17 protein-coding genes and 1 riboswitch are annotated in these 19704 nt (G+C 45.9%); of the genes, 3 read left to right on the forward strand and 14 right to left on the reverse strand.

The annotated features are described in order from the left end of the window. The first annotated feature begins 66 nt into the window (after positions 1-66). Positions 67-1164, forward strand: a complete 1098-nt coding sequence (locus ABIC22_RS24875) for a glycoside hydrolase family 88/105 protein (RefSeq protein WP_354484573.1) — start codon at positions 67-69, stop codon at positions 1162-1164. 83 nt (positions 1165-1247) lie between these two features. On the opposite strand, the gene ABIC22_RS24880 is transcribed toward ABIC22_RS24875, so the two are convergent. Continuing rightward, positions 1248-2168, reverse strand: coding sequence for a DMT family transporter (locus tag ABIC22_RS24880; protein WP_354484575.1), 921 nt, complete (start codon positions 2166-2168; stop codon positions 1248-1250). 175 nt (positions 2169-2343) lie between these two features. Here ABIC22_RS24880 and ABIC22_RS24885 point away from each other — a divergent pair, with 175 nt between their 5' ends. Further along, the gene (locus tag ABIC22_RS24885) at positions 2344-3243 is read left to right on the forward strand and encodes a LysR family transcriptional regulator (protein WP_354484577.1); all 900 of its coding nucleotides are present in this window, start codon (positions 2344-2346) and stop codon (positions 3241-3243) included. Between the two features lie 92 nt (positions 3244-3335). On the opposite strand, the gene ABIC22_RS24890 is transcribed toward ABIC22_RS24885, so the two are convergent. The 4 genes from ABIC22_RS24890 to ABIC22_RS24905 all read right to left on the reverse strand — a co-directional run bounded on the left by ABIC22_RS24890 (position 3336) and on the right by ABIC22_RS24905 (position 5800). Further along, a complete protein-coding gene (locus ABIC22_RS24890) occupies positions 3336-4208 on the reverse strand; it encodes a YitT family protein (protein WP_127535726.1) in 873 nt (290 codons plus the stop codon). Positions 4209-4443: 235 nt separating this feature from the next. After that, positions 4444-5040: a YdeI/OmpD-associated family protein gene (locus tag ABIC22_RS24895; protein WP_127535727.1), complete on the reverse strand. Its 597-nt coding sequence runs from the start codon at positions 5038-5040 to the stop codon at positions 4444-4446. A gap of 17 nt (positions 5041-5057) precedes the next feature. Next, positions 5058-5474 carry an SRPBCC family protein gene (locus tag ABIC22_RS24900; protein ID WP_154893130.1) on the reverse strand — a complete coding sequence of 139 codons (417 nt, stop codon included), beginning with the start codon at positions 5472-5474 and terminating at the stop codon, positions 5058-5060. Further along, positions 5471-5800: an ArsR/SmtB family transcription factor gene (locus ABIC22_RS24905; RefSeq protein ID WP_127535729.1), complete on the reverse strand. Its 330-nt coding sequence runs from the start codon at positions 5798-5800 to the stop codon at positions 5471-5473. The genes ABIC22_RS24900 and ABIC22_RS24905 overlap by 4 nt, the downstream gene beginning before the upstream one ends. Positions 5801-6310: 510 nt before the next feature. Here ABIC22_RS24905 and ABIC22_RS24910 point away from each other — a divergent pair. Next, positions 6311-6721: a collagen-like protein gene (locus tag ABIC22_RS24910; protein ID WP_354484580.1), complete on the forward strand. Its 411-nt coding sequence runs from the start codon at positions 6311-6313 to the stop codon at positions 6719-6721. A 132-nt stretch (positions 6722-6853) separates the two neighbouring features. Here the strand turns inward: ABIC22_RS24910 and ABIC22_RS24915 are convergent, their stop codons facing one another. From ABIC22_RS24915 to ABIC22_RS24955, 9 genes are all read right to left on the reverse strand, one after another. Continuing rightward, positions 6854-7948, reverse strand: coding sequence for a GerAB/ArcD/ProY family transporter (locus ABIC22_RS24915; protein ID WP_354484582.1), 1095 nt, complete (start codon positions 7946-7948; stop codon positions 6854-6856). Between the two features lie 13 nt (positions 7949-7961). Next, complete coding sequence (locus ABIC22_RS24920) at positions 7962-8189, reverse strand: hypothetical protein (RefSeq protein WP_127535732.1); 228 nt, start codon at positions 8187-8189, stop codon at positions 7962-7964. Positions 8190-8201: 12 nt separating this feature from the next. Then, complete coding sequence (locus ABIC22_RS24925) at positions 8202-9404, reverse strand: Ger(x)C family spore germination protein (protein ID WP_354484583.1); 1203 nt, start codon at positions 9402-9404, stop codon at positions 8202-8204. Positions 9405-9408: 4 nt separating this feature from the next. Next, positions 9409-10854, reverse strand: a complete 1446-nt coding sequence (locus ABIC22_RS24930) for a spore germination protein (RefSeq protein WP_354484585.1) — start codon at positions 10852-10854, stop codon at positions 9409-9411. Positions 10855-11017: 163 nt separating this feature from the next. Next, positions 11018-11875: an aldo/keto reductase gene (locus ABIC22_RS24935; protein ID WP_354484587.1), complete on the reverse strand. Its 858-nt coding sequence runs from the start codon at positions 11873-11875 to the stop codon at positions 11018-11020. Positions 11876-12541: 666 nt separating this feature from the next. Continuing rightward, positions 12542-14290 (reverse strand): allophanate hydrolase, encoded by a 1749-nt coding sequence (locus ABIC22_RS24940; RefSeq protein WP_354484589.1) that lies wholly within the window; start codon positions 14288-14290, stop codon positions 12542-12544. Beyond that, complete coding sequence (gene uca / locus ABIC22_RS24945) at positions 14287-17910, reverse strand: urea carboxylase (RefSeq protein ID WP_354484591.1); 3624 nt, start codon at positions 17908-17910, stop codon at positions 14287-14289. The genes ABIC22_RS24940 and uca overlap by 4 nt, the downstream gene beginning before the upstream one ends. Beyond that, positions 17903-18571, reverse strand: a complete 669-nt coding sequence (locus tag ABIC22_RS24950) for an urea amidolyase associated protein UAAP2 (RefSeq protein WP_354484593.1) — start codon at positions 18569-18571, stop codon at positions 17903-17905. Before ABIC22_RS24950 ends, uca begins: the two co-directional genes overlap by 8 nt. Before the next feature lies 1 nt (position 18572). Continuing rightward, positions 18573-19295, reverse strand: coding sequence for an urea amidolyase associated protein UAAP1 (locus ABIC22_RS24955; RefSeq protein WP_354484595.1), 723 nt, complete (start codon positions 19293-19295; stop codon positions 18573-18575). A gap of 70 nt (positions 19296-19365) precedes the next feature. Then, positions 19366-19473, reverse strand: a riboswitch (guanidine-I (ykkC/yxkD leader). Positions 19474-19704 lie beyond the last annotated feature (231 nt).

Below are 19704 nucleotides of genomic sequence, written 5' to 3' on the forward strand. Positions count from 1 at the left end.
TTCCGCAAATCATGTACATAATCTGTTGGTAAAATGGGAGTACAACCAACCAAGGAGGAAGGAACCATGCAAACCACTTCATCTACCATGACGCCAATTCAATGGGCGTTAAAAGCTTGTGAGGCAATTATGGATACATTCGAGCCGGAGCATCTCCCGCCAGACCGATTCCATTATCATCAGGGTGTCTTTTTATCCGGGATGGAGAAATGTTGGCGACAAACCGGAGAACAAAAGCTCTATGATTACATGAAAGGCTGGGTCGATAGTCAGATTCTGGAGGATGGCAGCATCAAAAAGTATAAGTCTGACGAACTCGACGACATCCAGCCCGGTGTTCTTCTCTTCACTCTCTACGAGCAGACGGGAGATGAACGGTACAAAAAGGCGCTTCACACCTTAGTTCCTCTGCTAAAATCCTGGCCCACAAATGCATCAGGCGGATTCTGGCATAAGGGACATTATCCGAACCAAATGTGGTTGGACGGCTTATATATGGCTGGACCTATCGCGGTGCAATTCGCCAAAACATTTGGTGAGAGAGATTACATCGATATGATGACCTATCAGGCGCTGCTTATGGAAAAGCATACAAAAGACCCTGTCACTGGCCTGCTCTACCACGGATGGGATGAGACAAAAGAAGCCAAATGGGCTGACCCTGTTACGGGTCTTGCTCCGGAATTCTGGGGCCGGGCCATTGGCTGGTATCCGGTAGCACTACTTGAAATGTTCGAATACATGCCTGAGGATCATCCGGACAAAGATAAACTCGTAACGATCGTACAGGATCTGCTGATCGCTCTGACAAATTACCAGGATCCTGCCACCGGATTATGGTATCAAGTCATCGACAAAGGTGATCATCCGGATAACTGGCATGAGAATTCCTGTACGGCACTCTTTGCACATGCCATTGCCAAAGCCGTTCGATTCGGCTATCTGGACCCAAAATATTTGCAGTATGCATGGAAAGGTTACCAAGGCGTTATTGATACATTACACTTTGACGAGAACGGGAAGGTTATCATCGGTAATATCTGTATTGGCACAGGAATTGGCGACTATGATCACTATATTGCTCGGCCAACCAGTGAAAACGATCTACACGGGGCAGGTGCCTTCATACTCATGTGCGTCGAGATGAATTTGGCAGCAAAATAGGCTAAAACGCAAAGAAGACAGGGACAACAGTCTCTGTCTTCTTTATTTTCTTTTGTGTCTGAAGAAGGTAAACCATGACTATATTAAGCGGTCCTTCCTGTGCGTTTCCAAAATGCTCTGGACGTTGCTTTCCGGCGCATCAAGTTTGCTGATAACAACATTCCCGCAATGACGATAATACCACCAACCATTTGGGAAATCAGCAGCTCCTGACCAACCATAACGGATAGAATGGCAGTGAAGATGGGCATCAAATTCATTGTTATACTGGCTTTCCCCGGCCCTAGCTCCTTGACGCCCTGGTTCCAGAACAGAAATGAGCCGATGGAAGGGAATAAGCCCAGATATATAATACCGGTCATGCCAAAGGTCGTGATGTTATCCATACGCAGCGGCTGGAAAAATAACAACGGAATCATACATATAACACCGATAAAAGCTGTAAAGGCAACGAACGTAATTGGCGGGAGATGCTGTCCTCTTTTGCCCACTATCGAATAGATCGCCCATAAAAATACGGCCACCAGCATAATACCGTCTCCTTGGTTATAATGCGTATTGAATAACCCGAGTAAATGGCCTTTCGTTAGCACAGTCAGGACACCGAGGAACGATAATACCAACCCTGCGCCCTGCCATCCTGTTATTTTTTCTTTCAGGAAAACCAGGGACAACACGATCATCACGGCTGGAGTTAGACTGTTAATCAAGCTCCCGTTTGTAGATGATGTGTGCTGCAATGCCGTGTATGTGAGAAGTGTATAGGACACAACGCCTACCAGGGATAAGAATAGCAGAATGCCCCAGTTATTCTTCCATACTTTCAGCCAGTTTGGTTTCTCCACCAGCTGCGCGAGCGGAATCAATACAATTGCCGCAATCACCCATCTTAGAAAAGACGCCCAGATCGGTGGAAAGTCGGACGTAACGGCCTTTCCAAACATCAGGTTTCCCGCCCAAAATAAATTAGCCAAGATCAAAAACAACCAGGCTCTTACTTTCATATCATCTTCCTCCTATCCGCTTGTATTCCAGATTCCGGATCTTTAGTGTGATGTGTCAGTGGAATCCGATACGTTTAGTTACTGCCTCTCTTTTCTGCTTTGCTATAAACATGATACAATACACTCGAATATAAATAAAATGAATATAACTTATGAGGGAGTTACCAAATTTGATATGAACAAATCTCTTCTGCAGTTAATCGTCACGATATCGGAGACCCGCAGTTTTACACTCGCCAGTGAAAAAATGAACATGACACAGCCCGCAGTCAGCCGTGCAGTCACAACTCTGGAGCGTGATCTCGGAGTTACACTACTTATCCGTGACCGTCGTCGCGGTGTTGCACTCACGCCGATCGGTGAACGTATCGTCCGGATCTTCCGGGAAATTCTGCAAGGTTATGAGAAGATTGATCAAGAAATCTCGAGTGAAAAAGGATTGGAGATTGGCTCTGTCCGGATTGGTGCCTTCCCGGTAGCTTCGTCCTACTTTGTCCCAAAACTGATCCGTTACATGAAGCAGCAATACCCTAACCTGGAGTTCAGTATCGTGGAAGGCACGATTGCGGAGGTGCAGGATTGGTTGGATAATCGACAGATTGATGTTGGCCTGCTCATTCCTTCCGAAGAGACGACAGATTCGTTCCCCCTGTATCGTGAAGGCATATATGCTGTCATGAGAGAGGATCATCCTTTAACATCTAAAGACATCATTCACCCTGAAGATTTGCGGGAGGAGCCCATGCTTCTCTGGAAAGCCGGATACGAGCCGCCTGTCCTGAAGTGGTTTGAAAGTGCCGGAGTCACGCCACAAGTCGAATACATTCTATACAACTACAGAACGTCACTTCAGATGATTCTTGCCGGTGAAGGATTGGCTGTCATGTCCGAGTTGTCCCTTCTGGATTTGCCGCCGGGCATTTGTCTGAAACGCCTGTCACCTGAAGCCTATCGGGATATTCATGTTGCCACGAGTCCTGAGAATGAACGTACCCTTGCAGTAAATGCCTTTATTGAGGCTGCACAAGCCTTATTTCCATTTGAAGCGAATCGGAAGCCTTTGATTGACGTTTGAAAATACAAAATATAAAGAGCATTAAAAAAGGCCGCTATATTTAGCGACCTTTTGTTGTACCTATGTTTATGTCTTTCCATCATGCTTAAGTATTAGTGAATATCTTTCTTTTTGAAGCTGCCGCCCTTCACTTCTGCTACATCATACACAACTACAAAAGCATTCGGGTCAATTTCATGAATGATCTCTTTAATTTTGCTCTCTTCCATACGGTTGATTACACAAGTGATTTCTTTGAACTGTTCATTGGAGTATCCGCCATATGCATCCGTATAGGTTGCTCCACGACCTAATCGGTCACGAATGGTTTCGACCATGATTTCGGGTTGATTGGTGATGATTTTAAACGTTTTGGAACCGCTCAAGCCTTCTTCAACGATATGAATAACTTTGGAAGCAATGAAATAAGCTAGCCCCGACAAGATGGCGCCTTGCAGACCAAACACAGATGAAACGACGATAAATACAAACATGTTTAGGAACAAGATTAGATCACTGGTACCAAAAGGAACCTTTCGTGAAAGCAGTACTGCGAGCATATCTATTCCGTCCAACGCCCCGCCATTACGAAGTGCCAGACCCATACCGAAACCGATGATAATCCCGCCGACAACGGTAACCAGCAAGGTGTCCCCTTCAATAATTGTAGGTACATGGTGCATCAGACTGGTACTTACTGCGAGTGAAGCAATACCGATAATGGAATAGAGAGCGAAGCTTTTACCTATTTGCTTATATCCCAGCCACACAAAAGGAATGTTGATTATACCGATCAGCATCCCCAGTGGCAATCCAAACAATTGTGAACCAACGATACTCAGTCCTGTCACACCACCGTCCGAGACATTGTTGGGAATCAAAATGGCTTCAAGACCATATGCCGTAATAAAAGCCCCGATGATGATCAATATAACTTTTGAAAAAATTCTTGCCTTATTCGATTTTGGTTTCTTTCTTTGATGCATTCAATTTCCTCCTTGGATAAGAACTCATAAAATATAGTTTATATTAATAATCACCATCTTGACAAATTTTTCGCATTAGTTATGACTGTTAGTATTGCTTTTTTTCGTTCTTGTTACCCGTTGTATCCCCTGACAAACCTTAAAAGTACGGTCATGAAATTTTCTAAAAAAACACAAACAAGCCGCTATATCAGCGACTTAAGGTGTGACGCATTTTATACCCACAAACACGCAATTACTTGTCATTAAGCCCCTTCCCATCAAGAATATGCGGGATGTACTTTTCAACTCTCGACTCTCGGGTCTTGGATTGTTTGGGTGAAGAAAAATGCATAATATATGCTCTCTGGCGTCCTGGTGTCAGTCCTTCGAAAGCTGTTTTCAGATCGGGTATTTCAACAAATTTGTTGGCTAATTCCTCAGGCAGGGTATACTCGTCATGCTTTTTAAGTTCAACTTGCAGACCCGCTTTCTCAATCTGAACGGCTTCCTCGATATAATCCTGGATGATCAGCTGCATTTCTTGAATCGTCTGAGCATTGGTGAACCGAAGCTGACGTGCTGCCTGTACATTCTCCGTTTGCTGAATCAGGATTCCATGAGGGTCTTTTAGCAGCGCCCCTTTGTGAAACAACAGGGCACAATACTCCTTAAAACCATGGATCAGAACGATATTTTTACCGTCCAAAGTATAACAGGGATGCATCCACTTAAAATCTTCTGTCAGCCCGCAATCCAGAACGATCTCCCGCAGCAGCTCGAATTCTTCTTTCCAATTCTTCAGCTTGTTGAAATAGGGATCAATTTTTGTATTTCTTTCACCTTTTAGCATCGATGTCCCTCCTTAGATTATGCCAAAAGCTTCTCAAGCTCATCGCACCATTTACTCCAGCCATACTTGGCACCAGCCAGTGCTTGAGGATTGGAAATTCCGGTTTGTTCAAGGTGAAGGTTTACTTTACCGTTTCCTAAATCTTGTAATGTCCATGTAACCGTATGTTTCTCTCCGCTTTCCCAGGTATAGGACAGGCGATGTGGTTCTTCTACGATCAGGACTTCTCCTTTAATAATTCCGTCCCAGTACTCCGTTGCCTGCGTTCGAAATTGAAAACGGTGACCAACGACTGGTTTGAAATCATTCTCCATCCCTTGACCGGTATGAATATTGGCTACCCACTTGGCAAGCTTGCTTGAATCCGTTAAGGCTGACCAGAGCTTCTCGACCGACGTCGTATACTGATAGTCCAATTCCAATGTTAAACTCATTCTTCTTCCTCCTTTAATAGTTGGTCCAGGCGCATCAGATTTATACTCCAGAACTTGCTGTAGAAAGCCACCCAATCTTGAACTTCTTGTAATGGTGAAGCATTGAGCCTATACCTCGTTTCCCTGCCGACTTTTCGGTCAACGACCAGATTCGCCTCTTTAAGAATGGTAAGATGCTTGGATACCGCTGTACGCCCCATTTCAAATTGTGAGGTTAATTCATGAAGCGGTACCTCCTCTGCTTCGGTTAACATCTGCATGAGTCGACGTCTGGTTGGATCTGCAATGGCATCAAATACATCACGTGATCTTTGGTTCTCACTCACACCACTTCCCTCCAATCTGCTGTATCGGAACATGGATGATACGGAGGATTTGTTTTTAATGTCACTTTATATTTTTTGATTATTTTATTAAGACACCATTTGGTGTCGAATTGATTATATGACACCAAATGGTGTCGTGTCAACACATTTGAAAATTAGTCTATGAAGAGACTTCCTTCTCTGCCAACACCAAATCTTAAATAAAAAACACCTCGTACGAGGTGTTTTTACGTGTTCTCAGTTAGCCAGTAGTTTTTTTATGAACCGGAAGATCCCAACCTGATTTGAACAGCTCCTAAAATTGTCTTATTCAGCGGGCATGCGTAATGCCTCTGTCTCATAGGCTTGAAAAGCATTTTCCAAACCCAATCATGTATTATACTCTTACATTCTTTTGTATCCATAGAACGAACAGCCTACAAAATTTCCGCATCTATGGGCTTCAACCCATTCCCCCTGTTTAAGTGCCTACATACAATACCCTAGACTAATGAACAGGAGTGATGATGTATGACATTTTTACCTCCCTTTGGACCTGGTGGCGGGTTTGGTGGTCCAGGCGGACCAGGCGGTCCTGGTGGAATTTTCGGGCCGGGTGGTCCAGGAGGTCCTGGAGGACAATCAGGTCCACCTTCGTTCCCCGGAGGTGGGGGCGGTGGACCGCAAGGCGTGCAACCTCCTCCCGGACCGCCGCCTTCTTTTGTTCCACAGCAGTCGCCTTCATTGTATGCTGTAGATCCAAGAGCAATATCCGGTTGTCTGTTCCGGTACACGTATATTTGGCCGAATCAAGGTCCTGGCTTCTGGATGTACCCCGTATTTGTCGGCAGAAATTCGGTAGCTGGCTTCCGCTGGACTGGATTCTTCTGGGTGTACAGCGGCATTGACCTGCAGCGGATTAGCTCATTCAGCTGTTTCTAATACTTAAACACCCTGATTGTGGTTATTTGCACAATCGGGGTGTTTTACATTGAATCCAGACCATTGAGATTGCAAGTGACTCTTCAATAAAAACAATCCTTCTCATTACATGTTCTTGAAGCCAGAAGTTTTCTACTTGTGATTGGAATCCATTGAACCCTTCAATTTACTCATCGACCAGAGCACGATCGGAAACCCAATGCCAAAGATCATGGCGTAGTAAGGCCAAACCTGATTTATTTCAATGATATATGAAACGTTGGGCCAGATAAAATTGGCCATGGCCAACATAATCAGTATCAAAGGAACGAATAGTGAATTTATGCTTCGAAGACGAAAAGATTCTGCAAGACCTTGTGCTGAAACATATAGAAGCAATGCAAGACGAAAAAAAATCGTGACGAACCAGACAATGGCAAGGATGATTTCAAACCGCTGAAGAAACTCCCCAATACTGATGGTCCGATCAATAAAAAAAGTAGGAAACGTCAAGTCCGCTACGACACCAGCGCTGATTACAGTGATGATCTGCATAACCATGAAAAAGTACATGGCTCCGCTAATCAGAGCACTTGTAATCACCGATTTTCTCCACTTTTTCGGATCCGGGAAGTGATGTGCAAAGAAAAGAAACAAAACTGCCTCCAGATATGGAAATGCAAAGAGATTGATGGATGCGAGAATAACAGGCTTCAATCCGTTCTCCAACATCGGCAGCAGGTTTTTGATATCTGCCTCTGAAAAAAGAGTAATCCTGACTAAGAAGTATAGGGCCAGAAGAAAAAAGATAAGAATCTCCGCACAACGCCCGATTACAACCGGACCCGAGCGAACAGCAAAATAAACGGCCAGGAGCATAATAAAATATACTGCATCATAGGGAGTTTCGGGCATAATTGAGGTCGTCACAAAGTCTCCCAGATTTCGAAGTGTCATGATGCACTCCAGAAAGGGAAAGGCAAGTATAAAGAGGATGCTAATCGTCCCGCCCAAGGGACCAAACACGCTTCGGAGATACGCAACAAAGGATCTGCCTTTCATTTGCCTGACGATAGAAGTATATAACGGTATCAAAAGCAAATGAAAAGCCAGGGAAATGGGAATGGAAAGCCAGGCATCCTGTTTAGCAACAGAACTTATGGCAGCTGGAAGCACCAAATACGCACTTCCAATCTGATACAATACAAACCAAGTGATGGCTTGTCGAACAGTTAATTTGCTCCCCACTTCCGTCCCCCCTTTAAGATAAAATACGTGCAATGTACTGGCTTACCGGTTGGAAAACCCACCGAATACCTGTTAATGGACTCGGAAGTTCAACGTGTACTAGCTCCAGAATGATCAACGTCGTCCCTACGGTGAACAATGTTAAACTAACCACCATTTCACGCACACGATGCTTCTCCTTCAATTGACGAAACTCATAGAACATGGTCAGAATCGAGATGATTAGTACCGCATACAGCATATACATTCACTCCTAATGTTGCGGTTCAGAGTCGATAGGATTGGTAATTTTCCCAACCCGGTTTAAATGGAAACGGATATCCAGCTTTACCTCAAGCTTTTGAAATTTTTGCTTCCAATCCCCTCTCCATTGGTGCCATTGTCGAGGGAACCTTTGATGAAAGGCTTCTCCGAATCCGAATATGTCGGAACCGATCTGCTGCGCCTTTTCAATACCCTCCTTCAGGATCTGGTCTTGTTCTTCTCTGGCTGCTGCCTGAAACTCATTAAATGTCTTGTCATCCTTCAGGTCAGCATCACATCCAACCTCGCCGATGTTGGCTTCAGTTTCCACGACAAGAGAGACAATCGGTTCATTGTTTTTTATGCCTGGTTTCATTTTGACGTTGTTACGTATGACTTCAAAAGCAAATTCCCCTTCTGAATTCGGACACGTGACGGAAGCTACAGAACTGGAAACACGGTTTGATATATAGGTAAACGCCTTGCTTTTGGATTCTTCTATCCAGCCGATCAGACGATCTCCCTGAAAGACACCAATGCCGGTAAATAAATAGTTCGCGTGTTGTGGCGATTTAGTCACATTATCCACCTTTAATCCTTTGTCTAGATTGTTCAGCCGAATGCCAGTCAAGACCGGCTCAATGCCATCCTTCTTTAAACGCTGCAGAAGGTCTTTGACATTGACCGCGGAAGTGGGCGCCCATGTCTTTTCAGACACATTCAGTGCTTTATACATATCCATTGCAGGCAAAACCTCGGTTGGTGCCACAAACGTAACAGCATCCTTTGCTGAACTGCCTCTGACAACAGCCAAATGAAAATCAGGACGAACTTCATGATCACGAAACAAGAAATCCAGCGGCTTCTTGATTCCTTTTTTTGCTGTTTCTTCGTCAAAGATGACAAACTTTAGGTGAGACAGATACATCTTCCTTGATGATTCCGTGGTGAGTTTTCGAAGAGCTTCAAACAGCGTGTTTGCTCTGCTGGAAAAAACGATTGTAGGTGACCGTTCCATCGCTCGATTACGAGACATCTGAGACGGGTCAACCACTTGCAGACTAATCTCATACTGGTCATCTACGGTATCAATGCCCATAGCCATCACGACGGATATTTCGTTTAACTCCTTACTACTCCAACAACCCGTTACAATGACCATAAGCAAAATGTACACTATCAATGTAGACATGATGGATCGGTACGAGTTCATCGGCTTACTCCCTTGGTTTGTTGTGATGATTTGCTTTGTTCTTAAAAGGAAACCGCAGTAAGGCATCGCTTTGTTTCGACGATTGAAAATTGGCTACTGGACTCATATATGGCACACCGAATGAATGAAGACTATTCAAATGCACAAGGAGTATGAGTATGCCTACCGTCAATCCGTATACGCCAAACATGGCGGCCATTCCAATAAAAGCAAACCGTAATATCCTGATGGGAATAGCCATGGTGTAGGACGGGATGACAAAGCTTGAAATCGCTGTAATCGCAACAACTATGACCATAACTGGCGAAACGATGTTAGCTTCTACAGCGGCCTGGCCGATGACAATGGATCCAACAATCGAAACGGCCTGACCGACCGTTCGCGGCATTCGTAGACCAGCTTCTCTCAGGATCTCGAATATGATCTCCATAATCATTGCCTCAACAAATGCAGGAAAGGGCACACCCTCACGTTGCGCAGATAAACTCAGTAATAGAACCGTTGGGATCATGTTCTGATGAAATGTAGTTAGTGCCACATATATAGCTGGAGCCAGCAAACATATTGCCAGGGAGATGTACCTTAAGACTCGAATGATGCTGCTGTAAATAAAAGATTGATAATAATCCTCCGCGGATTGAATGAAATCAACAAATACTGCTGGCGCAAGTATGACAAAGGGAGTTCCGTCGATAAATATCGCGATTTTTCCTTCCATCACACCTGCTGCAATAGAGTCTGGGCGATCCGAATTATAAAATATAGGGAAAATGGTCAATTGCTTGTTCTCCACTAAACATTCTTCGAGGTACTCCCCTTCAAGCACGCGATCTACTTTCATATTTTTCAGTCTAGATATCACGTTTCGTACCAATTCATCATCAGCAACTCCATGCATATACATAACCGATATGTCTGTCTTTGTTTTTTCGCCAACCTTGACGTTTGTTAGGCGAACTCTTGTGTCCTTCACTCTGCGACGGACCATCGTTGTATTGGTACGAAGATTCTCCGTAAACGATTCTTGAGGACCTCGGATCACAGGCTGCGTCTTCGATTCCGTTATACTGCGTTCTTCCCAACCAGGTATGGAAACGACTAACCCTTCCCCCATCCCGTCGATTAGCAGGAGCAGTCCGCCTGATAGAATCTGATCCAACGCATCTTCATAGTTTTGAACCAAACTTGCTTCTCCGACATCTAGTATGCTATTTTTCAAAAATGGCAAAGACAACTCATTGGAATCGGAAAAGGTGAATTCATGCAATGGACGAATCACGCTGTCCTGAACCTTTTGCAAGTCAACCATTCCATCCAAATAAAACAGAGCCGCTTGATTCCTCCCAATTGTGATCTCACGAACAACAAAATCAGAACTGTTTCCCATGAAGTCACAAATGAGATCGATATTCTCGCGAATTTGTTTAGAAAATTCAGGTTGTAACTTCATTTCCACAATCCCCCTTGGATATGTAGTATTGGTACTAATTCAAATATTAAAACAAAACGTTCTAAACTTCGTGCTGGTAGCTTTACTGGTGCAATCATAGTGACAACAAAAAAGACCGTCCTGTTGGACGGTCTTTTTTGTTGTCACTATTCGTTTTTGAGGTTCATTCCAACCCTTTTTTGCCGTAGTCTGTCAGGAATTCAACGGTTTGCGGATCATAGTGGGAGAAAAATGCACTTTGCTCTGTATCAAGAGCAGTTATTTTTTCCATATCCTGAGCAGTTAATTGAAAATCAAAAACGTTTAAGTTCTGTTCCATCCGATCTTTATTGACCGTCTTCGGAATTACGACCACACCGCGTTGAATGAGGAAACGCAGAGCGACTTGTGCAGTCGACTTATTGTATTGATTTCCAATCTCTTGCAAAGTAGCGTTCGTGAACAGGTCATTTCTTCCTTCTGCAAAAGGACCCCACGATTCCATCTGCGTATTGTATTTCTTCATAATCTCATGTGCTTTAGCTTGCTGGTTAAAAACATGCGTCTCGACCTGATTGACTGCAGGTACTATTTCACTGAACTGTACCAGGTCGATATATCTGTCCGGATAGAAATTGCTGACCCCGATGGCTCTAATCTTACCGGCCTTATAGTATTCTTCCATTGCCCGGTATGTCCCATAGTAATCATTGAATGGCTGATGGATCAGGAGCAAATCCAAATAATCAAGCTGGAGTTTTCTCAGTGATTCCTCAATTGAAGCTTTCGCTTTTTCATAACCTGCATTGGATATCCAGACTTTTGTCGTGATGAAGAACTCCTCTCTCGGCACTCCACTTTTCTTGATGGCACGTCCTACAGCTTCTTCATTACGATACGCCTGTGCAGTATCAATGGAACGGTATCCAACACTTATCGCATCTAGCACACATTTTTCACATTCGTCCTGATCTGGAATTTGATAAACTCCATATCCGAGAATCGGCATCTGTACCCCATTATTTAATGTTAAATATTCCATTCTTCATTCCTCCTATTCAAGCTATAGATAATCCACGAAACGCCTAATCCTATTATGCAACAAATGAAATAATATCAGTTATCTCATTTGTCTCATATGTTTGCCTATTCCTCTTACGCAGATGGAAAAGTGTTGTTATCTCTATTACAGAAGAGACCGCTGTCCTTATGTTTAATGTGTATACTTCTATTCATTTTGTGAATGATCGTATAAATTTTTTGGAAAATGAGGCTGCTAGGTCACTTGATTTAGATACCATCTCAAGGGTCTTAAACTATTTGAATTTGATTATTCAACAATTCAATAAGGCGCAGACATGTTAATCGTTCAAAATGTACAGAGATGAATATATCCCCCAGTGTATTTATCAAATCCATTGATGGGGATCTACCAGCTGTAGAATTTATAGAATCAGTTATCAATATAAATATAAATATAAATAATAAAGGTTTACATAATAAATACTATGAATACTCCTTGATTTGAAGATGTGTTTTCTAAATAAAGTCACTCTCTCTTGTCTATACTAATATCCCTATAATGTTCAAACAAAAAAAGAAAGCTATACAAAAAAAGCCGCTAAAAATAGCGACTCTAATGTGAGATGTGACCCATGAATGATTAATCAACATTTTAGCCTTACTTATCCTCCGTAAAGAAAAACAACTATTTCGTGCCTACTGCATCACCAGCAACGATGTTTCTCCACCCTCCGAGATGAGACATATCCACCGCATTCTGAGCAGCCGAAGCTTCGCATATGAATCCGGATACCACCCTGCCGTCCTGCAGCTTAATCTTCCCTATACCTAATGGAGCAGGTATGGTTGCAGTGAATGAACCAAAGGAGGATAGCGGCATGCTCCACAATTCCAGATCAATGGATGTCCCCTCTTCAAGAGAGTGCACTAACCCCGGTTTTGCAGGATTTGTGTTCAGTTTGTACAGACGATATTCTGGAGCGGTTCGGGTTTCCTCCACAAAAAAGGCTCCTAACCCGGTCATCTGGGGTTCCAGTGACATGCCTCTCATATGCAGTCCGCAGACAGCAACCAAAAGACGTTTGTGATGCGGCTCAAGTATTCTTGCTGCTTCAACCATGGAAGCTTCCTGCTCAGGCAATGTGAACAGGGTTATTCCAAAAGGCATATCCTCTGCAGCCTTGCCTGCCGGAACAGCAATGGCACTCAAATCAAGCAAATTGCAATGATTCGTGTACATTCCCATGTGGCTGTTGGTTTGAATCGGATCCTGCTGCACTTGTTCTCTTGTCCATGTTCCTCCGCAGGTTGGCAATACAAGAACGGCGTTATGCAGCCATTCTGCCGTGCTTCGCCGAATTTCGGCTAGTCGGTGCTGTGCCCGGAATAGTGCAGCAGCCGTAAATGTTTCCTTGCTGCCTGTTCGGAGCACTTTCTCCGTTACAGGAAACAACGCTCCTGGATGCTGCAGGGCGAACATCTCCAGATCCGCCCATCGTTCTGCAACAAGCGGTCCTTCATACAGAAGTGCTGCGGCCTCTTGCAGCATGGATATATCGACCTCTTCGACATGTACTCCTGACTGCAGCAAGGTTTGTTTGGCGGCTTGCCAAGCCGTCTCGTATGCTTCTGTAAAGGGACCAAAGAAAGTTAACTCTCCCTTAGGTAACAACCATTTGGCAGGTGCACTGGTTGGTCCCAAAGGACGGGTTTTGGAGAAAGCATCTTCGTCATGTGGGCCTCGTACGATCCGGTCAACGGAAACAGCATCTTCGAGCTCATGGGTAAACACGGTAATGCAATCAATGCTGCGGCATGCAGGCACCAAACCAGCGGAAGGCCATGCGCCTACTGCAGGTTTGTAACCAACCAGACCATGCAGTGCAGCCGGAATTCGGCCCGACCCGGCGGTATCTGTCCCAAGTGAGAACGCTGCTTGCCCAAGTGCCACCGCTACGGCCGAGCCTGAACTGGATCCTCCGCTGATCAGTTCGGGCCGCAATGCGTTCCGTGTCTCCCCATAAGGACTTCTCGTACCGACCAATCCTGTGGCGAATTGGTCCAGATTGGTTTTACCGACAGGTATGGCACCTGCAGCTATAAGTCGCTCCACAACAATAGCATGTTTTTCCGAAACCGATGAGAACTCAGGACAACCAGCCGTTACCGGCCACCCTTGAACCTCGATGTTGTCTTTGATGGCAAAAGGAATGCCCCACAGCGGATATTCGGTAATGGACAAGTGCTGAAGTTTCTCCAGGTACGGCGTAATTCGTTCCCTAGACGGCGGCGTGATCCAGACATGGTAATCCTCCGTATCCTTTGCCCGCTCGATGATGCTCTCCACCACTTCCGCAGGTGTGAAGCTTCCTCGTAGATATCCTGTACGCAGAGCACTGATCGACATCAATTCCGGGATGGCATTTACCGTCATTGTGCAACCTCCTCCTTAATTGTTGGAATAATGGCAGCAATCCAGTCTCCCGACTTGATCTGATCACCCGGCGAGACGTAAATGGAAGCAATTATTCCATCCGTTGGAGCGAGCTGCGGAAACTCCATTTTCATACTTTCTTCTATTATAATAGTGTCTCCCTTTCGCACTTCCTGGCCGGGCTCAACCAGTACCTTCCATACACTGCCCGACATAGAACTGCTCATGGCCTGACTCCCTTCCGGCATCTCCACCTCTTCCAGCGCTGCCGCGGCTTCAGGTTCGGATACATACTCCGCAATACCGAGTTCCTTCCAGTAATTTCGTTCAGCCTGGAATGCACTCTGCTGCTGCTGACGAAAAGTTCCGGACTCGTTCTCAATCGTTTTCAACCAGTTCAGATAGGACCCCAGATGGAATGTGGTTTCCTCTACTTGAAGTTCAAATCCTCCTCGCGGGAATTCTTCACGCATGTTCAGCAGTTCAGCTTCCGAAACAGGATAAAATTGAAGCTGATCAAAGAACTGCAGCAGCCAAGGTTTTCCTGCCTCGAAATTGCTTGTTTCCCTGAACGAGTTCCACATTTGCACTGTACGACCAACAAATTGATACCCACCCGGGCCTTCCATGCCATACACGCAGAGGTACGCGCCGCCTATGCCTACGGCATTTTCCGGAGTCCATGTCCGTGCAGGATTATATTTGGTGGTTACGAGCCGGTGGCGCGGATCCAGTGGTACGGCAACTGGTGCTCCCAGGTACACGTCACCAAGTCCCATGACGAGATACGAGGCGTTGAATACAATTTCCGCTACCTCCTCCAGCGAACCGAGTCCATTCATACGCCGGATAAATTCCAGGTTGCTGGGACACCAAGGTGCATCAGGTCTAACGTTTTGCTGATATCGCTCAATGGCGAGCTGCGTCGCTGGGTCATCCCACGACAATGGTAATTTGACAATTCGCGAGGGTACCTCAATCGTTTCCAGCTCAGGAAGCTGCAGGTCCAGCTCCATGATTCGTGCTGCCGCTTCTTTTACCGTCATGCGGGTAGCATCCAGGTGGATCTGCAGAGAGCGAATGCCTGGTGTCAATTCGATATAAGGAATGCTTCCATTCTCCTTGATTGCTTCCATAAGTACGTATGCCTGGAATCGGTATAACAAGTTCAATTCGCGTTCTCCGTATTCGACCAGAATATTTTCATCACCAGAGCAGCGTACAGTAATGGAGAAACGTCTGCCTTCCACCGCTTGGGCCAGAATCGGCATATACTCACCAGTTGATGTTTCGACTAAAACCGGTAACTCATGCGGAACGTCCAGTTCCCGCAAGTACAACTCTTGTTCTGCTCTTAACTGCTCGGCTTCCTCAACGGTAATGAGTCTGAAACGGACTTTATCACCAGGGCTGAGTTGACCCAGCTTCCATAATTCAGCGGTGGCCGTTGTCACCGGACAGACAAAACCACCAAGACTGGGACCATCCGGACCGAGCAGGATCGGCATATCGCCTGTCAGATCCAGTGCACCGACGGCATAGGCGTTGTCATGAATGTTGGAAGGGTGAAGTCCTGCATCTCCACCGTCGGTTCTTGCCCACAGCGGAGCCGGACCGATCAATCGGACACCTGTTCGGGAACTGTTGAAATGCACTTCCCATGTCGTCTCCGTCAGCTGATTCAGATAAGCCGGAAGAACATATTCGTCCGTACAATGAGGTCCCGGTATCACACCAATCGTCCATTCATTGTTGTATTGTGGTCTGCGTTCTGTACTGAGAGGAGCAAGCAGAGCCGGAGCATTTCCTCCTTTTTCATGCACGCGGAGAACTGCACCCGTTCGCAGCGCACTCCCACGGTGCCCACCGAATCCCCCCAATGTGAAGGTTGCTGAGCTGCCAAGTGTGATCGGCATATCGAGCCCCCCGGATACGAGCAGGTACGTTCGCATTCCCTGTTTGGCTTCACCCAGAGTCAGCACTGCACCAGGAGATGCATTTGTCGGTGTGTAGGGTTCCACGTGAACGCCATCCAGTTCGGCTTTCATATCTGCTCCTGTCAGGCAGAAGGTCATTTCATCCCGGAAGCGATAAGTTCCCCCACGCAGCGTCATTTCCAGTCCGGCCGCTTGTACGTCATTGCCGAGCAGTCTGTTGCCAATGCGGAAGGCAAGCTGATCCATCGGGCCGGACGGCGGTACGCCGATATCCCAGTAGCCGATCCTGCCGGGACTATCCTGTACAGTCGTTTGAACACCTCCGTCCAGAACTTCAATCGCATGCTCCATTGGTTTAAAGCCCGAAAGCATTCGGGTATATACTTCTCCATTAGCGAAAGCATCGTTATCCAGAAATGCTTCGATATAAGCCTGATTGGTGGTGACACCGTATACCCGGAGTTCACGAAGAGCACTCTTCATTTTGTTTATAGCTTCCATGCGCGTGCTCGCGTGCACAATTAATTTTGCCAGCATCGGATCATACAAGGTAGTTACGTTTAATCCAGGCTGAATCCAGCTTTCAACACGCACGTCATCAGGCCAGTGAATGGCATCAATGCGTCCATCGCTCGGCCGAAAATCATTCATGCAATCCTCAGCATACAGACGTACCTGGAGACTGTGTCCTGTTGGTTCGGGAACCGTAACGTTCAATGAATCGCTCTCGTGAGCTGCCTCCTTGACCATCCATTCCACCAAATCAATGCCAAGTACCTCTTCTGTCACCCCATGCTCCACTTGAAGTCTGGTGTTCACCTCGAGAAAATAAAACCGCTGCTCATCAGGGTCGTACAGAAACTCAACCGTTCCCGCGTTACGGTAACCTGCCGAAATCGCCAGTCTGCGGGCACACTCATGCATCTCTTGCCGGATTACATCCGGCAGGCATGGCGCAGGGGTCTCTTCAATGATTTTCTGATTACGCCGTTGCACCGAACAATCACGCTCTCCCAAAGCGACTGCTTCACCGTTACCTGTGCCAAAAATCTGAACCTCGACATGACGTGCACGTGCAATATACTTTTCAATGAACACGCCCCCGTCATTAAAATTGGCGGATGCCAAACGTGTTACGGATTCAGATGCCTCCCTAAGCACATCCTCGTGTTCACAGACCCGCATGCCGATTCCACCACCACCGGCAGTGGATTTCAACATGACGGGATAACCGATGATTTCAGCTTGTTTAACCGCATCATCCAGAGACTGTATCAGGCTTGTGCCTGGCAGTAAGGGTACTCCAGCTTCTGCAGCCATTGCTCGTGCCGTATGCTTCAAGCCGAAGAGCTCAATATGTTCAGGAGAGGGACCGATAAACGTAATACCTCGCTCAGCACACGTTCTGGCAAAAGCCGCGTTCTCACTCAGAAATCCGTACCCGGGATGAATCGCATCTGCCCCTGTCTCTGCTGCTGTCTGGAGTACCAATTCGGCGTTGACGTAACTCTCTCTGGCGGTCCCTTCTCCGATCAGTACTGCTTCGTCGGCAAGCTCAACATGTAGGCTGTCTCGGTCTGCTGTAGTGTAGATGGCTACACTGGAGATACCCATCAAACGCAAAGTCCGAATAATGCGTACCGCAATGGCACCCCGATTCGCAATCAGTACCTTTTTAAACATTGGCGCTCACTCCTTCTGCATCCCATATAAGGACTTTGGCTGGTGTTGGGTTGTAGGCATTACATGGATTGTTTAACTGCGGGCAGTTACTGATCAGCACGGTTACCGGTGCCAAAGCAAGGAGTTCAACATAGCGACCCGGTGCAGATAGACCATCGGCGAAGGTTAACTCTCCTTCCGGTGTCACTGGCACGTTCATGAAAAAGTTGACGTTTGGGGCGAGATCCCGCTTGGTATATTCATCTCGCTGAGAGAGCATTAACATAAAGGTGTCACGACAGTTGTGCATGGGCAATTTATCATGAGCATAGCGGACGGTATTGCTCTGAGCTGAGCAAGCGCCACCGATTGTGTCATGCCTTCCGCAGGTATCGGCTGTTATCCGCAACAACTCTCGGCCTGATTCAGCGAGCAGCGTTGAACCTGTTGTCAAATACAGATTGCCCTGGCGGGTAATCGTTCTCACTGCACTATAATGATCTGACGGATCCTCCGTGGAATAAAACAGCGTATCAACAGCTTGATTGCCTTCCATATCAACAATGCGAAGAACCTGGCCTGGGAGCAAATCATGTATCCAGCCATCACCCGCAGCGATGACTTGCTCATACGAAGCTTTTTCGGTCAGTAATGGACTCTGGACAGGTTGAAATGTACTCATATTAGTTGGCTCCCTTCAGCAAAGCATATGCGTTCCACGTATTTTCAAAGGCTCTCCGATTCTCATCACAGTGCAGTACACACGGGTCCATGTCAGTGACAGGTTCAGCATCTGCAACGGAAACAACGATGGATGCGTCCGGGTATTGTCCCGAAGGATCAAGTGGATGAGGTGTGTTCGATAACACGAGCAGCATATCCATTTCTGTGCGGATGGTCACTGAGCGTTCTGCCGTTTCCTGCAGCGAGTAATTCATCGTTCCGTCCAGCTCACAAACGACTTTGGAGAAAAAGTTGACCGTAACCCCGATATCGCGTGGTGACAGATTGTTCCGGAACAGTTCAACCTTTAAGTTCTCTTCCCCGCTTCTAAGCCAGTCATTGCGGTGATCCTGATATGTGGTCTTCCCATACTTTTCATCCGTACCCTCTCGGGTTGTATATCCCGATAAAGGATCATGCCAGCCTACCGAATCCTCCGTAATGGAAGCAAGCGCCTTTCCCTGATCCGTCATCAATATATTGCCTCTTGTCAAAAAAGCGGTGTGTTGGGCTTTGAGCGTATCGGGCATGTTGTACCGTTCCGCTGGATCATGTGCATGGAAGAACAATGCCGACACATTGGCTCGATCCCCTGTTGCCTTTAATGTAATGGATTTTCCTCTTCCTACATGAGCAGACCATTTGCTTCCAGGCTGCATCGTCATTGTAAATAAGGCTGTCATTGTTCATTCCTCCTGTAGAAAAGTATAGAAAAAAGCCCGGGAGAAACATCAAAGATTGCTCTTTGATCGATTCTCCCGGGCTTTTATCCCGCCGTGTACATCAGGTTTTAATCTCCCAATGCGTTTTCTCTCGGACCAGTCAGCCAGTGGACGGCTCGGAACCCTAGAAAACATTTTATTTAATTGATGTTATGAATACTAACACGTAAAATTACATTTCACAATACTTTTAAAAAAATATGCGATAAAAAACCAATTACACTTGCACTTTTTTCATATTCTTCGCAAAAAAACGAAATACCTACTATTAAAAATGAACTAATGTTCGTGTATCTCTAAAAAAATAACTTGATTTTTGATAAAACCCCTGTAAAAATGTGAAGTGTCATGACATAGCATTACGATGTAT

Origin of the sequence: Paenibacillus sp. PvP094 (genome assembly GCF_040546835.1) — a bacterium.
Taxonomy (GTDB): Bacteria; Bacillota; Bacilli; order Paenibacillales; family Paenibacillaceae; genus Paenibacillus; species Paenibacillus illinoisensis.

Bases quoted from the DNA above. Each gene is read 5' to 3' on its own strand.
- ABIC22_RS24875 (WP_354484573.1), top strand. From the start codon at position 67: ATGCAAACCACTTCATCTACCATGACGCCAATTCAATGGGCGTTAAAA.
- ABIC22_RS24880 (WP_354484575.1), bottom strand. From the start codon at position 2,168: ATGAAAGTAAGAGCCTGGTTGTTTTTGATCTTGGCTAATTTATTTTGG.
- ABIC22_RS24885 (WP_354484577.1), top strand. From the start codon at position 2,344: ATGAACAAATCTCTTCTGCAGTTAATCGTCACGATATCGGAGACCCGC.
- ABIC22_RS24890 (WP_127535726.1), bottom strand. From the start codon at position 4,208: ATGCATCAAAGAAAGAAACCAAAATCGAATAAGGCAAGAATTTTTTCA.
- ABIC22_RS24895 (WP_127535727.1), bottom strand. From the start codon at position 5,040: ATGCTAAAAGGTGAAAGAAATACAAAAATTGATCCCTATTTCAACAAG.
- ABIC22_RS24900 (WP_154893130.1), bottom strand. From the start codon at position 5,474: ATGAGTTTAACATTGGAATTGGACTATCAGTATACGACGTCGGTCGAG.
- ABIC22_RS24910 (WP_354484580.1), top strand. From the start codon at position 6,311: ATGACATTTTTACCTCCCTTTGGACCTGGTGGCGGGTTTGGTGGTCCA.
- ABIC22_RS24920 (WP_127535732.1), bottom strand. From the start codon at position 8,189: ATGCTGTATGCGGTACTAATCATCTCGATTCTGACCATGTTCTATGAG.
- ABIC22_RS24925 (WP_354484583.1), bottom strand. From the start codon at position 9,404: ATGAACTCGTACCGATCCATCATGTCTACATTGATAGTGTACATTTTG.
- ABIC22_RS24930 (WP_354484585.1), bottom strand. From the start codon at position 10,854: ATGAAGTTACAACCTGAATTTTCTAAACAAATTCGCGAGAATATCGAT.
- ABIC22_RS24935 (WP_354484587.1), bottom strand. From the start codon at position 11,875: ATGGAATATTTAACATTAAATAATGGGGTACAGATGCCGATTCTCGGA.
- ABIC22_RS24940 (WP_354484589.1), bottom strand. From the start codon at position 14,290: ATGACGGTAAATGCCATCCCGGAATTGATGTCGATCAGTGCTCTGCGT.
- uca (WP_354484591.1), bottom strand. From the start codon at position 17,910: ATGTTTAAAAAGGTACTGATTGCGAATCGGGGTGCCATTGCGGTACGC.
- ABIC22_RS24950 (WP_354484593.1), bottom strand. From the start codon at position 18,571: ATGAGTACATTTCAACCTGTCCAGAGTCCATTACTGACCGAAAAAGCT.
- ABIC22_RS24955 (WP_354484595.1), bottom strand. From the start codon at position 19,295: ATGACAGCCTTATTTACAATGACGATGCAGCCTGGAAGCAAATGGTCT.